Raw genomic sequence first — 15674 nt, forward strand, 5'->3', positions numbered from 1 at the left:
CTACCGGCGATCTGGCCGCAGAGTGAATACAGCGACGCAGATGCCAAGGTCCTGAGAGGATATGGGAACCATGAAGTGTTCCATCCCCTCTACAGCACCCTTTCTCGCCGCCTCCCTTGGATCGAGAAGGTCATTGGGCTTCCTGTGGCCGAGATGGACAAATCCCAGGAGCACCGCCTTCGAGTCTGGCTCAAGACGGAGAATTGTCTGGAGGACTGGCGGATCGAGTCCATTGGAGCGAGGGAGTTTCCCGGCTCTCACATCAATATCGGCTATACCCGCAACCACATCGTCTCCCGCGAACTCAACCACCTCCAAGCCCGGGATCCCTCTGTTCCCCCGCGCCTGATCCCCAACGTTCACCAGGTCCTCACCTGGTTCGGTACAATCGCCAATGCCTATCCCTGTGCACCGACGGCACAGGTTGCGATCGAGTTCATGCGCGAGCATGTGGATTCGGAGGCAGTCGAGGTCGTCCAGCATTATTGGCCTGTGATTTCCCGCTGCAGGGATAATCCTGAACTCTACCCAGTTGCGCTCCACCTCTCCGACCTGTTGATCCGCCTTTCCCGTGAGCGAACCCAGGCTAATCAACCGCAAGACAGCCGACAGGAGAGCCGGGGCGACACACTCAACCCGCCCGGGCCCCAAACCGGACGAAACGCACCTAGTGAGCAGGATTCCGGATGCTCCACCGCCCACGGTGGGACAGCGAGCGTCCCTAAACCGGGTCTCGCCGATGACGGTGGTCAGCCTGATTGGCAGGGAGACGACGCGGACCAGTTGAACACGCCTCTGCTCGACATCTCCGATGTGGTTACGAGGATCGTCAGCCGAACTCAGATCGATGTACGGACGTACAACCGATCGGTTGCCCGCGCCGAGGCCTCCGGGCGTTCGCCCAGCCATTATCGGAGAGCATTCTCCAGCCCCCTGATCATCGCTCCAGAGACCCGGCAACCGGAGGACGGAGATGCATTCCGGTCCATCATGGAAAACGCGAGCAGGGATGCTGAAACACTCGCCGCCGCGGTTCGGTCACTCCTTATCTCGCGCCAGCGGAAGGTGGTCCGCCGCCACCGTCTAGAAGGAGAACTCGACGATCAGAACATCATGGGCATCGCCATGCGCGATCCGGATATCTTCCGACGCACTGAGCGCCGTACCGGGACAAGCGCCGCCGTCCAGTTGATGCTCGACGCCTCAAGATCGATGCTCACGTCTGAGGAGCAGCCCAACGGAGGCCAGTCGGACCCCAAAGCTCGAATGAGCCGTCGCGATGTTCTCCTGCGGGCCGCCGGAGCGGTCATCGAGGCTATCGGCCACCAACGCCAGATTGACCTTGCCATCGACAGTTACACCACCGACGATCAACTGAATCCGACGATAGTTCGCCACAAAGCATTCGGAGAGCCCCCTTCGACGATGCGGCCAGCTCTCGGGTCCGTCCTGCGCCGAAGGAACGGCGGAACACCGACGGCCGAGGCCATTCTCGAGGGAGCCCACCAACTTTACCGGTTGAAACACGACAAGAAGGTTCTCATCCTGATCACCGATGGCGAAGCCAACGATCCCATCGCCGCCGAAGAGGCGGCAAACGTCGCCATCTCCTGTGGCGTTCATCTGATCGGCATCGGGATCAGCCAGCAAGCTCCATCCATGAACATCCCCGGGTGGCTCGTCATAAATGATGTGAGTGAGCTCCCAATCCAACTCCTTGAGGCTGTACGCAGGTTTCTCTGGCCCTCGCCTTGGATTAAAAGCGAGGGATAACGCGGCGAACCTGCAATTTAATTCGCGATTCGAGAACGGGTGCTTCCCGGATCGCTGCAGCAATAAGGAGCACAAATGGCCCCCCAGCATACCTTCGTGATCTCGGGAACGCTCAATGAGCAGACCTCGCAGACCTCTGTCTCGCTTACGGGGACCATCGTCCTTGAAGGGGTGACCTTTGAGGTTCGGACCCAGCAAAAGGTGTCCAGGGATAGAAAACGGTATCAGGCGGTATCCGGAAGGAGCGCTGCCGGAGAACTGCTTAAGGGCGCGATCTTCACGTTCGCCCTGACAGATGCCGACAAGAAGGCCAAGCGCCCCTGCTTCAAAGGCAAGCTCAATCGAGGAAGCAAGGTTTACCACATCGCCGGCTGGTACAATTCAACACCAGATGGGGAGGTCATCCGAGTGGGAGAAAACAAACGTAAAGCGACCCCTGCCTCTGAAGAGCGCGCCTGCCCTCCCACGGCCCAAATGGGTGCATAAGGGACACAAAGCCCATCATTCCAGATTTTGCCCTCTCCCCTTTAGAGGGCAAAAACCCCAATAAAATTAAAAAGTTGAACCCGCCAATGCCTGCATCCGCCCCCCAGAACCAAACGGTCGAACGCTTCTGGATTGCTGATACCGAGACCACCGGTCTCAGCGTCGAAGATGGCGACCGGATCATCGAGCTCGGCGCTGTTGAGGTCGTGAACCGCGTCCGGACTGGGCGGACATTCCACTCCTATATCAATCCCGAAGGGCGCCGGATCTCCTATGGCTCATTCGAGGCCCATGGGATCCATGACACAGTGGTTCAGGATGCTCCGCTGTTCGGCGAGGTCTATCCGAAATTCTGCCGCATGGTCGGTGACGCTCCTTTGGTCATCCATAACGCTCCGTTCGACGTCGGCTTCATCAATGACGCCTGTCGGCGGGATGGGTTACCGCCACTCCCGAACCCAATCATCAATTCCATCGACACCGCCTCGCTCATTTGGCCAGGCCGGACGGTGAACCTCGACGCAGTGGCTGGGCGCCTGGGCCTCTACGATCCCGAGCGTGCGAAGAAGCACGATGCGATCAAGGACTGCACCCTCTTGGCGGAAGTCTGGATCAGAATGCTGGCCCTGCGGGAGAACCCGCAGTCTCAGAACGATCTCTTCGCCGGTTCCCAAGCCTCCAAGATTACCTCGCCTGCCGTGGCTGTTCGCGGCTGGTCCACGAAGCTTCTGTGATCTCTGATGCCGAACAACCTTAAAACCGAGTCCTACTACTCCTTCGGCCGGTCTTGCTTGTCGCCGGAGGCTATTGTCAGCCTCACCAAGGCTGCAGGGCAGAGCACCGTCGGTCTTTGTGATCGCAACTCGATGGCAGGATCATATGAGTTCTGCAAAGCCGCCAAGAAGGCGGACATCAAGCCTGTCCTTGGCCTTTCTGTCGAATCCAGCATCCAGGGAGCCGAAGCAAACACGACCCTTACTGGGTGGGTGACCCTCTATGCCCGCAACGAGGCCGGGCTGAAGCATCTCTATAAGGTGGCTTCAAACTGCCATTCAGGTCCGTTGCCCTTGGAGCTTCTGGTCGAGGGACAAGCGGATACGATCTACTTCCTCACGGGGCCTACTGCGGACGGCCTCCTGCCGAACGCGACCCGATCCAGCAACGCGCGAGCCTACGTCCGAACCCTCTTTACCACCTTGGATGCCAGCGGCGTCACCTACGCCGTCGAGCTGGAGCGTCGGCAGAGACCGGAATCCGTTGAGGCTCGTATCCTCGACCTGTTGGACGAGCTCGGCCTGGAACCGGCTGTGGTCGCCACCAGTGAAATCCGTCACGGGACCGCTGCAGACCGCGAGGCCCTTGAGATTATCGACTTCGTCTCCCGTCGTAAGGAGACCGGGGTCGCCGAGGCCCTAGCGGAGAAAGGCAATCTGACTGCTGGGGTGACCTTCAAGACGCCGGCGGAACTTGAGACCCTCTTTGAGGACGTACCTCAGGCCCTCATCAACGCCGATGCCATTTCCAGCCGGTCGGAGGCCTTCGTTCATTCGAGCCAGCCGCGCATCCCTCATATGCCCGGTCTGACCGCTGAGGATGAGATCGAGCAGATCAAAACGAGGGCCCGGGAAGGACTGGCCGCACGGATCTCCCAAAATCCCTACATCGAAGAGAAGAAGCAGGCCTATCTCGACCGGCTGGAATTCGAGCTCGATCACATCACGCGTCTGGGCTTCTCTGGCTACTTCCTCATCGTGTCCGACTTCATCACCTGGTCCAAGCAGAACAACATCCCCGTAGGGCCTGGGCGTGGCTCCGGTGCAGGCTCACTTGTGGCATGGTCTCTGTCGATCACCGAATTGGACCCGATCCGGTTTGGTCTGTTCTTCGAGCGGTTCATCAATCCCGAACGAATTTCGCTGCCGGATTTTGACGTCGATTTCTGCAAAGCTCGGCGCCCGGAGGTCCTTGACTACGTTCACCGGCGCTATGGGGCTGATTACGTGGCGCATATTGGCTCCTACGCCACGCTGGCAGCCAAGGGCGCCTTCCGGGCGGCGGGGGCATCCCGAGGCATGACCCCGGGTGCGGTGGAATCCTTCGTCAGGCTCATCCCTGATGATGCCAAGACCCTTGCTGATGCAGCCCAACTCCCTGCGGTAGCCCGAGCGCTGTCACAGCCGGAGGCCTCAGAGGCTTTCAAGGCCGCCCAGGTCGTCGAGGGATCGGTCACCCATGCCACAAAGCATGCTGCCGGTATCATTATCGCAGACCGCCCGCTGATCGAGACGTGTCCACTTTACCCGCCAGACAAGAGCGACCTCAAAGTCGCTCAGTTCGAAATGGGAGCCGCCGAGGCCACCGGACACGTCAAGTTTGACTTTCTCGGTCTGGAAACCCTCACGGTCATTGAGAACACCCGCCGCCTCCTGAAGGCCGAGGGAATCGACATCGATCCCTATGCGCTCCCATGGGAGGACGAAGCGACCTTCACCATGCTCAATCGCGGCTGGACGCTTCGCGTGTTCCAGATCGAGAGCCCTGGGATGACCAAGGCGCTCCGGGAGATCAAGCCGAGCCGGTTTGAAGACCTGATCGCGCTTGTGGCCCTCTATCGCCCTGGCCCGATGGAGTACATCCCGCAGTATGCCGCTCGAAAGGCTGGCCGTGCCAAGGTGGCCTACCCCCACCCGAAGCTGACCGAAACGCTGGCAGAGACCTACGGGATTATCATCTACCAAGAGCAGATCATGCAGATGGCTCGAATCGTGGCCGGGTACAGCCTGGCCGAGGCCGACGTTCTGCGCAAAGCCATCGGTAAGAAAATCCCCGAAGAAATCGCTAAGCAGCGGACGATCTTTGTCCAAAAATGCATCGAGCAGGGCGAGACGGAGAAGGATGCCAACGAGCTCTATGACTTCGTCCTGCCCTTCGCGGCCTACGGTTTCAACAAAAGTCATGCCGCAGCCTATGCGCTGATCACCTGGATCACAGCCTACCTAAAGCGCCACTACACCCATGAGTTCCTCGCCGCCAACATGGAGCAGGAGATTACCAAGGTCGAAAAGCTCATGCGGACCGTGGACGAGGCCAAGAAGATCGGCATTACGGTTCTCCCACCGGATATCAATGTGTCCGGCGCAAGCTTCCAGATCGAGAGACGGCAGGACGGCTCGAAAGCCATTCGGTATGCTCTTTGCGCTCTGAGCGGCATCGGCCGGGATCTGGCAACTCAGATTGCAGCCATCCGAGAGGACGGACCCTTCAAGTCTCTCGAGGATTTCGTCGACCGGACCTTGGGTACCGTCAAACAATCTGACATCCTGACCCTGATCTTGGCCGGCGCCTTCGACCGTCTCCAGACCCAGAATACCGACATGCCTGTGGCTCCGAAGGACAGCCAGGCCCGTATCGATCTGCGGGCCAAGCACCTCTCTGCTACGGAAGCGTTACGGAAGCAGGCGACAAGCCGGAAATCGGCAGGCGTGAACCAGGGCGATCTCTTCGGCAGCTTTGCTCCGGTACCGCTTAAATTCACGGTCGACCCTCTTTCCACAGCCGATGCAATTGCTGGTGAGGAGAAGGCTTTCGGCTATCGATTTGCAGCGCACCCCATCGACATCTATGCCGACCTGATCGGAACGAACGGGATTGTCTCCCTGACGACGGCCCGCCGAACCATGCGGGAGATCACACCTGACCAGACCTCTCTGAAAGCTCTGGTCGAAATCGTCAGCATCCAGGACCGCAATGTCGATGGAACGGTGATCACCGAGATTCAAGTCGGTGACGCCTGCTCAGCGATGCGGGCTCAATTCTCGAATAAGGTCGTTCCGCCGATTCTTTCTAAGGAACCGCTGATCGCCGTGGTTGAGATCGACTGGTCTAAGGGCAGCCCTGTGATCACACGCTGGTCGCCCGCGAATGCCGAACAGCAGAAAGCAGGCTATGGCGCGGTAGTCCGCTGTGCGGATCAGACATTGGCCGTTCAGGTTCTCGGTCAGATCCGCTCCCATAATGCTCTCAGAACCCAGGCTGAAAATGGTTCACGCCTGTTTATCGCAATTGGGAGCAACGCACCCAAAGAGACGAGCCTCACCATCAAGACCGATGATGTAAGCCTTGGAGCCATCAAAGCCATGAAAGGCGTCATCGGAATAGAAATGACGGGATAGGACCCATGAACCCGACAAGAATTGAGATTCGGCTCTCTTCCACTTGCGGAGAATCCGGCCTCGCCCAGATCCGAGACGTCATCCGGGAGAAGGCACTCCGCCCTCCCGGAACCTCCGGTCTGGTATTTATCGTTCCCACGCCCGAAGCCGACGTTACGATCGACACTCAGGTGCGCCGGATCAATTCCTCACGCGAGCTCATCGCGGCCCTCGAGCGCCTGGATGTGGTCGACGCCGCGACGCTTGTGGACGATCCTATTCAAAACGTCGCCTGATTTTGGAATAGAAGCCAAAACCAAGCACTAGTCCTTTAAAACTGCTCGCGACCTTAACCCCGCGCAGGATATTCTATCGTCAGGCCATGCACGAGCCCCGAATCTAGGTCGATCAATACAAACCGGCGGCTGCTTAATTAGGGTCCGGAACAATCGTCGGGCTATCGGATGGCGGCAAGTTTTCAACCGGAACATTATACTCTCTGAGAATGAAAATTGCCTGTGTCTCTACGTTGTTCGAAATGTTGCTTTGAACGCGGATTTCTTCCTTTATGAGATCCGAACTGGACTTTGCGCGTTTGTTGATCGCATCCAGTTCTGCCAGAACACCATCCCTTGTCGATTGGGACCTTACCGCCGACTGGTCGCTTGCCGACAACCCCTCCGAAGCCCTCTGTACAAAACTCGCAAATGAGGCGCCCTTATAGAGCAGGTCCAAAACCACCATGCTCTCAGCCGATTGCCTCGCTCGTTCGAGTTCTACTCGCAGTTTTTCATTTAACCGGTTCAACTCCGTCAATGCTGCTGCTCGGCTAGAGGCCATCTCCTCAAGTTTCGATCTGACTTCAGCCTTGTCTACGGATGCGGAGAGTTCCTTCACGAGCCTCTCCAGCTCACGTCCTCTCGCCGCAGACCAACTATACTTCGCTAGATTTCGCTCCGCATGGAGACCAAACATCGCTCGGCGAAGCATGCTCAGCGGTTGATGGGTAACAGTAATAGATCCGTCTGGATTCTTTCGAAACCAATAGGCTAAGCTCGCCTCGGCATCCAATCGTTTCCCCTGGTCCATGACGTAAAACGGGTCTGGGTGCTCAGTATGAGAGAGTTCAGCGTCCGCCGGTGTCATACCGATTCCAACATAGTCAAGACGGTCGCTAATTAGACTGCGGTAAACTCCGGAGTCAGTTTGTACCGACTGTAATCGAGCAACAACCAGAACTCCGCCATTTCCGGCATACTTAAGATCATTGAGTATCTTTGGCTCAAGCTTCGTCATCTGATCGCTGATTTTTAATCCCAAGCCATACTCATTCAGCATCGGGAGCCCCATTTTCAAGAAATCTGCGACGCCCTTTGCTGTTTGAGGGCCGGATGGAGGTCCGGGAGGCAGGGTTGGAACCTGCTGAAGCGGCGTAGTCTGCAATCCGTCCTGCGCTTCTGCGACCGGGGGAATTGCAAGTATCCACAACAGCGGCAGAGTTTGATGTATTCTATACAGATTCAATTTGCTTGAGTTGGTCATTGTCGCACCGCATCGGTAAGATCGACCGCAGGGAGGGTCTGTTTCATTCGTCGAACCTGACTGAGGTGCTCTACGACATGCGAGAGACATGCCGTGGCATAGGCGCGCTTCAACCTCTGTAGATTAACTTGATCCAATATAAGCTGAGCATCTTTCCACGCTTTGATTGATGTCACTTCTTTCCAAAGCGTCCCGGATCCAGTCCTAACGTTCTGAAAGACAACGGGTGCAAGAACTTTCCAGCTCCGAAGGTCGCTCGGATTCGTGGATCGGGCTACTCTGACAAGATGATTGTAATCGATTCCGTAGAGAGGGAGATCTTGCCGCACACACTTCGATTGATCTATCTCACCGATTTTCGGATGAGCGAGCCAGGTAGTCCCGTCTGGATTCAAGTGATGGTATATATGGTCGACGTCTTTAATGTTCTCCAGGAAAGCTGCGCCACTTTTGTCGACGACGTCCCTTGTGAACCTCGCGGCGAGGATTGATTTCGTCACTCCCGTTCTCATCCACCCGCGCCCATCCTGGGCGTAGCTTTCCGCGTCCATGTTGTAAATGACACATACATCAGCGGGAGATCCAGAATAGACCTTGTATGCTATATAACTCGCGGCATCACCCTCCTTCTCGAACCTCTCTTTTGCGTCTGAGATGATCTTCGCTTCGTTCACCCCGGCAATCCGAATAGCCTCTGCTACCGAATGTTGCTGCGCAGGATCAGACATTCGATTGAGCCAGTTTACGTGGTGGTTCGCCTCGATAGACAACTGAACGTCTGTGATGATGCCCCAGCCAAACGCCGCACAATCGATGGCGAAGCAAATAGAGCAAACTGAGGAGGGAAGCGTTGATCGTCCCTCGGGCAGATTGACCAACTTGTCTCTCGCAATATCGAAGTTTTCGTACCTGGCCTTGAGACGGTCTACAAAATCACCTCTGTTCAGGTTATCTGCGGCAAGAGACACACCCCGGGTCTTCGCCTCAACCATCAAGTCTTGGATCCTCTGTATGGCCGTGACCACTTCATTGTGGATTACGTATGCTGCTTGCTCGCCTAGAGCATCAAAGATATCCTTCCGAAGTTTTGCAATTTCAGTGACGACGTACTCGATGGATTTTTGAATTGCTGCAAGCTGACGGATCGCTACATCAAGCTTGCCGTTCAATGTGGACAAACTGGCGCCAAGACCGCCATCGCCACGACTTGCATCTGCGATAGTTTTTATTACGCCGATTGCTGCTACTATCACTTCGACGTACTGAGCCTGAGCCGGTCTGGTTCCTAAAGCTGGGACAAGAGGCACAGATGCCAGTCCAGAAACGGCTGTAGATGCAATCAAGTTACGTATGAACTCTCGCCTATCCATAGTTTCGAGCTCCATTTGGCTCTCATGGATAGTGGGGGACAGCGCCATTTTTCACAATTCTATATCCTTTCAGGGGCATTGCTCAAAAGGATTAGGTCACGACCGCTGTCCAGACTCTCGGTCAGGCTAGGCACACAATCCGCATCCAGGGCTTTGGGACTCCGAAATAACACGTGCATCGGCAGAAATAGAACGTACTGTGCGACTCCGCTGCTCGCGCCCTCAAACCCTGAGCGTGGTTAGCCTTTTGATTCCAGAATGATGGCAGAACACGCCATTCATGCCCTCCGTAGTCATTTGCGAAAAACCATCCCAAGCCCGTGACATCGTCACGGCGGTTGGAAACACCTATGGGCAGGTGCTCGCCGCCTAATGACACCTGCTCCGGCTGCATCTCCCAGGTGAGATCAATCCCGCCTGGGAGAATAGCGCGACACGGGTCATGAAATTCGCGTATTCATAGCAGATCCGTCAAAAGGACAGTTCGAGAGAGGATCTGCTCTCTTAGCGATTAGTGAAGCTAACGGACTTCGAGCACGCCGCCGCTCCCGATTTCCGGCAAGCCGAGCCGTGTAGTTCCAGGGTAAAACTGGCCTTCCCACCGCGATTCACGACCTTATACCCGCGGACGTACTCGTTGAACCTCTCAGTCCATTTGTTTGGACCCGTCGAGATAAGAACCTGGGTGAGGCTTCCGGCACTCCCGCTAAACATCGAGTGCATGCCGTCACAGACCAAGTCGCCGTAGTCGATGATCCAGTCCTTGAACCCGTCCCCGTTCAGGTCATGCTCATTCGTGGCAAATCCCTTCCGGAGCTTGAAAACATCACAGGAGTCCAGGTTCCCCTTGAAGGCCTCGACTACGTCCGCCGGGTAGCCGGAAATGTCCGATGATTGCTCACGCGGCGGTGGCGTCGTGCTCGCCTTGATGAACTGCGTCGGAACCCAGCCGCCGTCATCGTCCCCCTGGCTCACGTAGCAGAAGCGGGGGAGGCCCCGTGATGCCGGGTCCTCATCCATGATGACCTTGCCGGCCGCGTTGACGTTATTGCACGCGCTGACCTTGAGCCACTTGGCATCGTGTGAAACCTCGCCGACCTTGTGCGACTTGGGATCCGGCCAGCGTTTCAGAATGAGCTTTTCCCCCGGTGCAATGCCGGTCACGTCGACGATCTCCGGATCGGCCGCCAAGGCTGCTCCGGTTCCGATGATTAAAGAAAGTGAGAAGGCGAGTAGGGTACGCATGGTTGATTGATCTCTGTTGGTGCCGGCCTTGTAACAGTTCCCAAGCGAAGCGGTAGATGTGGCGTCACCAATCCACTGCTTCCTTGATAAGGGGGCGTGGGCACGGCGCGCCTTCTTGGTCTGTTCAAACATCATTAGCAGCCGAGTTTAGTAGCGCCAATCCGAAATAAAATGTAGTCTGCGACGCCCATGCTCTCGTCCCCAAACCCCGAGCATGGTACCGGTTGATTCCAGAACGATAGCAGAACACGCGATTCATGCCCTCCGTAGTCATTTGCGAAAAACCATCTCAAGCCCGTGACATCGTCACGGCGGTTGGAAACACCTATGGGCAGGTTCTCGCCGCCCAAGGACACCTGCTTCGGCTGCAGCTCCCAGGTGAGGTCAATCCGGCCTGGGAGAAATGGACTGACGATCTCCTCTACCCGCAGGGAGGCCGCTACGGCTATGTTCCCGGAGAGGGTGGCGGCAAGAAAGAGGCACTCGACAAGATTAAGCGAGCGCTCTCGTCCGCCGACGAGGTGATCATCGCCACCGACTGCGATCGCGAAGGCCAGGGTATCGGTCAGAGCCTTCTGGAATTTCTCAAGTTCAAGGGGCGCGTCCGCAGGGCCATGTTCACGGCACAGGACCCGACTACCCTGCAAACGGCCTTCAAGTCGCTCAAACCCAATTCCGAATATCAGGGCATGTACGATGCCTTCGTCGCCCGTCAGCAGGGCGACCAGATCTACAATCTCTCCCTGACCCGCGTTGCGACCAACAATCTCCGCCCTGAGGGGAGCAAGAAGCCCGTTGGGATCGGGCGCGTCCGAAGCCCTACCCTCGGGATCCTCTGCCGGCGCGAACTCGAGATTCGGAACTTCCTTCCGAAGGAGTATTTCGAGGTTCGGCTGAACGTCTTTGGGGCCTCGGGCAGCGCGGACCTTTTCTATCGTCCCTCTGATGAGAACCGCATCTTTATCCGAGGCACTGCCGACCAGATCGCGGGGGCGGCGAAAGCCTACTCCGGCCCGGTCCACGTGAAGACCGAACGGAAGGAACGGTCGCCAGCCAAGCCGATGGACCTGCCGACGCTTCAGAAGCGGGCCTCTCAATGGGGCTGGACGGCAAAAAAGACCCTCGACACCGCTCAGGACCTCTACGAGACCTTCAAGATCATCACGTATCCACGATCCGAGTCCCGCTACCTTAATGAGAGCTTGATCCCACAGGCAGCTCCTCTCCTCGCAATGCTCAAGGAGGTTTCCGATTATGCCTCCTACTCGCTGAAGGCTCCGGTGATCCGGAAAGGCAAGAGTGGGGTGTTCTCGGACAAGCAGCTTGAAGGCATCTCTCACCATGCCATCATTCCGAACATCAACTGCCCGGGCGGCTTCGCCAAAACGGTCGGCCAGCTCAATCCCGACCAGAAGCGCCTCTTCGACCTGATTGCCCGGACCTTCCTCGCAGCGATCGGCGAGCAGCACATCTACGACCAGACCAAGGTTTGGGTCGACGTGCAGACCCCTCTGGTGCCCCCTGGCAAGTTCACCTTCTCGGTGACCGGCTCGGTTCCCGTCTTCGCTGGCTGGAAGGAGATCTTCGAGGACAAGTCGGACGAGGACGAGGAGGAAACCAAGCTTCCTCCCCTGAAGAATGGCGAGCCTGTGAGGGCGCGTGAGACGGAAGTTCAGGTCAAGATGACCAAGCCGCCCCCGCGCTACACCGAAGGCAGCCTGATCGAGGCCATGCAGGAAGCGTGGAAATTCGTGGACGACCCCGCCGAGCGGGAGCGTCTCAAGGAAGCCAAGGGTATTGGAACCCCTGCTACCCGTGACACCATCATCGAGGGCCTTAAGCTTCAGGGACAAATTACGGTTCAGAAAAAGAACCTCGTCCCGACCGAGCTTGGCATGCAGCTCTACCAGATCCTGGCCTCTGCAGCGCCGGTTATCGTCGATCCCGGCGCAACGGCCCGCATGGAGGCACGCCTCGACGATATCCTGAGCGGCAAAGCAAGCGCCGACCAGGTCATCAAGGAAATCTCTAAGGTCGCCTATACCCTCATTCCGAGCATCAAACAGAAGAAGGGGTCAGTCACCGCAGCAGTGGCAACTCCTCCAACCAAAGCAATGGTTCAATTCGCCCAGACCATCGCCGGCCGGAAGAATATCCCTCTCCCCCGCGAGGTCACAAAAAACTTCAAAGCCTGTAAAGCCTTCATCGACCAGCACAATGGAACACCCCAAACCGGGGAAGGAAGCGGCGATTGGCTCCTCGACAAAGCCCAGAGACTTGCCCAGGCCACGAACACGCCACTGCGCGATTCCATCAAGCAGGATCGCGCCGCCCTCAAAAAGTTCGTCGACGAGGCTGACAAAAAGCGCGGGTCGGAGCCTGCGAGCGACAGCCAGATGGCCTGGGTCAAGAAACTCGTCGATCAGGGCGCCACTCCGCCAGACGGATACCCGGACGCCGTGTCGAAGACCACAGCCAGCAAGTTTCTCGACGCTGCGTTTGCCAAGAAAGCCGCCAATGGTGGACCCGGCGCGAGCTCCAGTTCTAACCGGCCAAGCTCGGGGAAAAGACCGGCAGGGAGTCCGGCTCGACGCTCCACAGGAGCAAAGGCATAAGAGCCGCTTGTAGCTCACCCGATTCTACCTGGAGTAACGGCATGGCCACTGACCGTGATGACTATGATGTCTTCCTTGATACCTGGGAGCCAAGCAAGCGCCTAAAATATGCTACCCTTCCCTCCAACCTATTTGACTCCATCGCCAATCAGCGACTGGTCGAAGACAGTACGGGGCAGGCTGATGTCGAACGTGAAGCTTGGGCTCCAGGCACAAAGGGAATGACGGACCAGGAAGTCCGCTTGAGAGGCTCCGGGTTCTTCGAGGCCCATCAGCCAGAGTGGTCTGCCGATTTCCGAGATCGCCTAATCAGCGAAGGCCTCGACCCTACTAAGGTTGATCACTTTTTGAGGTGCTTTGCCGAAGTGTGGGTCGACGGATTGAAAGATCGACAGAACTCCGACGCAATGATGGCAATCAAAGCATCAATCCGGGACCACGACATACGCTATCATCCCGAAACAGCTGGCAAATTCGTTATTAACCAAGTTCCATCTGATATTCAGCCTCTCTTCAGGCCAGAGGAGATGAAGGCCATATTTCGGGTGAATTCCAACCTCCTCGAGGTACACATCGCTCTTTACCACGACCACATTCATGGCGAAGGCGAAGGCTCGATTAACAGAGAGTATGTCCGGCGAGGGGTCTTGATGGGTCATCCAGGCCAGGTGCGCCGAGAGCTACAGTATCTGAGCTCCTATTCGCTAGCAGTGACGCCGGTTGAGCAATTCTCACAGACCAGAGCCTCCAAAACTGCAGCCAGCGACGTTCCAACCATATTCTCCGCTCCACTGCCTGCGGTCCAAACACGAGTGGTGGCTTTCGCTCCTCACATTTCGGGGATGTCCCTAGGCCAACTCGAATTGGTTGTAGCCCCTCCAGTTCAGGCGCAGCCGCTTAAAGATCTAGAGATCCACAGAGGTATCCATGAATTCTGGTTCGAATAAAGAATTGCGGGAGGCTGATAAAAAGAAGGCCGGGGAACCCCCGGCCTTTATTCTTTAGCTCTCGCTTGGAAGGGTAAACATGCCCTCTATTTCGCTTTGGGCTCGGGCAAATACATCATACGGGTGGGCGTGCTCCGCCGTGATTTCCTCGAACATCGTCGCCATCAATTGCTTGTTGCCGCAGAGTGCAAACAATGTTGCCGCATCGTTGACCGCCTGGACTTTGCCCTCGTAATCCTGATGATCCGGGCGGCTATTATAGATCTGGACCGACGCACCGTAGATTGAGGACTGGATTTCCTTAGGTGTGAAGCCTTCCGGAGGCGGCAAATCACTTTCGGCCGGGGCCAGCCTCTCTGCAACGTCCTCTGGGTACGCTGGAGCCGGTTCCTCGTCCCCTGTGGCGCTTATCGGAACCAGGTCTTTGACATCGCTGAAGGTCTCGTCAGCCATTCGCTACCTCCTTTTTGGCTGCTAACTTTAATTCGGAATAGCACATTAAAAGGCATGGCGCGACACCCGTAATGCGCGATATTGGCGTTCCTCTGAGCCAAAAAAGGGCAGAACAAACGCCATGATTCGAGAGACCTCCCGTACCCCGTTCCTGCGATCCAGCTTCGAAATCGTCTATGACCGAGGGGTTAGTTCTTCTTCAGATGGCAATTACGAACCAGCGCTCTTGAGCGCCCGTGCCGCTTCAGCTGAGATCCTTGCGAGGTCCATGAGCCTCCTCGTCAACCGAAGTGCCACTGCCCAGAACGAAAATGACGTTCTCGATATGCGCTATGTATATGCGGGTCTGGCGCTATCCGACGAGAGCAAAGTCGCCAACGCTGCCCAAACGCAAATCATGCGCCACGCACGGTCCGCACTGTTGGCCGCCGATAACACAGACGGCGTCCTCGAGCGCACCCAGTTTGCCCTCTCGTCGCTGTCCCTTCCCGGCAAAAGACCCCTCATGGTTGATCTGCCACCAGCAATGTCCGGCCTGAGGGAACTCGTCTGGGATTCCAGTGTACGAAAGGCAGCAGCAGGAACGGCCCTTGATCCAAACCTTACCGCAACTGCACAAGCCCTCGCATTCGCTGCAATCTGCAGGCCATGCCAATGGTTTAGCCCTGATACAGGCATCATCGTACGGGCCGGCTGCTCGATCCGCCCCTCAGGGCGGGGGTTCCGCCTTACCCCTCCTTGGTCCCACTCCCTTCTGCGTCTGTCTCATGAGGCGAGCACGACCGTCATCAAGGCAGGATTTGAGCGTGGGCTGACCGAAATGGAGCTTCTGGACACCCTCATCACTCTCAAGGATGTGGCCAGCCAGTCCAATCCCCAGGAAAGCCAAACCGCTGCGACGGAGCGCGGACGTGACTATGTCGTCTACGATTATGCGGTTGAGGCGTACGCCGCCGTCGAGCAACAGAGCCAGATATTCGCCGACCCAGTCCTGACCCTAGCGGCAGCCACGGCAGCGGCACTCACCGTTAACCATTGGAACGCTGAATAAAGGCTCCGCCCCCACAAAAAACCGAGTTGTCGTGCGGTAAA

The 15674-nt window shown here is 57.0% G+C and carries 13 protein-coding genes; 8 read left to right on the forward strand and 5 right to left on the reverse strand.

All coding sequences use genetic code 11. The features are described 5' to 3' along the window. Positions 1 to 363 carry a hypothetical protein gene (locus NF876_RS00310; protein WP_262267024.1) on the reverse strand — a complete coding sequence of 121 codons (363 nt, stop codon included), beginning with the start codon at positions 361 to 363 and terminating at the stop codon, positions 1 to 3. Positions 364 to 438: 75 nt separating this feature from the next. Here NF876_RS00310 and NF876_RS00315 point away from each other — a divergent pair, with 75 nt between their 5' ends. From NF876_RS00315 to NF876_RS00335, 5 genes are all read left to right on the forward strand, one after another. After that, on the forward strand, positions 439 to 1773 hold the full coding sequence (locus NF876_RS00315) for a vWA domain-containing protein (protein ID WP_262267025.1): 1335 nt from the start codon (positions 439 to 441) through the stop codon (positions 1771 to 1773). A gap of 75 nt (positions 1774 to 1848) precedes the next feature. Continuing rightward, the gene (locus tag NF876_RS00320) at positions 1849 to 2259 is read left to right on the forward strand and encodes a hypothetical protein (RefSeq protein WP_262030211.1); all 411 of its coding nucleotides are present in this window, start codon (positions 1849 to 1851) and stop codon (positions 2257 to 2259) included. 86 nt (positions 2260 to 2345) lie between these two features. Next, a complete protein-coding gene (locus NF876_RS00325) occupies positions 2346 to 2993 on the forward strand; it encodes an exonuclease domain-containing protein (RefSeq protein WP_262267026.1) in 648 nt (215 codons plus the stop codon). A gap of 6 nt (positions 2994 to 2999) precedes the next feature. Continuing rightward, entirely contained in the window at positions 3000 to 6431 is a 3432-nt protein-coding gene (locus NF876_RS00330; protein WP_262267027.1) for a DNA polymerase III subunit alpha, read from the forward strand. A 5-nt stretch (positions 6432 to 6436) separates the two neighbouring features. Further along, entirely contained in the window at positions 6437 to 6706 is a 270-nt protein-coding gene (locus tag NF876_RS00335) for a hypothetical protein (protein WP_262267028.1), read from the forward strand. A 133-nt stretch (positions 6707 to 6839) separates the two neighbouring features. On the opposite strand, the gene NF876_RS00340 is transcribed toward NF876_RS00335, so the two are convergent. From NF876_RS00340 to NF876_RS00350, 3 genes are all read right to left on the reverse strand, one after another. Continuing rightward, positions 6840 to 7952, reverse strand: coding sequence for a hypothetical protein (locus NF876_RS00340; RefSeq protein WP_262267029.1), 1113 nt, complete (start codon positions 7950 to 7952; stop codon positions 6840 to 6842). Further along, positions 7949 to 9337, reverse strand: a complete 1389-nt coding sequence (locus NF876_RS00345) for a hypothetical protein (RefSeq protein ID WP_262267030.1) — start codon at positions 9335 to 9337, stop codon at positions 7949 to 7951. The genes NF876_RS00340 and NF876_RS00345 overlap by 4 nt, the downstream gene beginning before the upstream one ends. Before the next feature lie 489 nt (positions 9338 to 9826). Continuing rightward, entirely contained in the window at positions 9827 to 10567 is a 741-nt protein-coding gene (locus NF876_RS00350; RefSeq protein WP_262267031.1) for a hypothetical protein, read from the reverse strand. Between the two features lie 257 nt (positions 10568 to 10824). On the opposite strand from NF876_RS00350, the gene NF876_RS00355 reads away from it, so the two are divergent. Beyond that, positions 10825 to 13182: a type IA DNA topoisomerase gene (locus NF876_RS00355; RefSeq protein ID WP_262267032.1), complete on the forward strand. Its 2358-nt coding sequence runs from the start codon at positions 10825 to 10827 to the stop codon at positions 13180 to 13182. Positions 13183 to 13223: 41 nt separating this feature from the next. Next, positions 13224 to 14129, forward strand: a complete 906-nt coding sequence (locus NF876_RS00360; protein WP_262267033.1) for a hypothetical protein — start codon at positions 13224 to 13226, stop codon at positions 14127 to 14129. Between the two features lie 54 nt (positions 14130 to 14183). Here NF876_RS00360 and NF876_RS00365 read toward each other — a convergent pair whose 3' ends face one another. Then, positions 14184 to 14582 carry a hypothetical protein gene (locus NF876_RS00365; protein ID WP_262267034.1) on the reverse strand — a complete coding sequence of 133 codons (399 nt, stop codon included), beginning with the start codon at positions 14580 to 14582 and terminating at the stop codon, positions 14184 to 14186. A 268-nt stretch (positions 14583 to 14850) separates the two neighbouring features. On the opposite strand from NF876_RS00365, the gene NF876_RS00370 reads away from it, so the two are divergent. Beyond that, entirely contained in the window at positions 14851 to 15633 is a 783-nt protein-coding gene (locus tag NF876_RS00370) for a hypothetical protein (protein ID WP_262267035.1), read from the forward strand. Positions 15634 to 15674: the final 41 nt, after the last annotated feature.

This window comes from Microvirga yunnanensis (assembly GCF_025460875.1).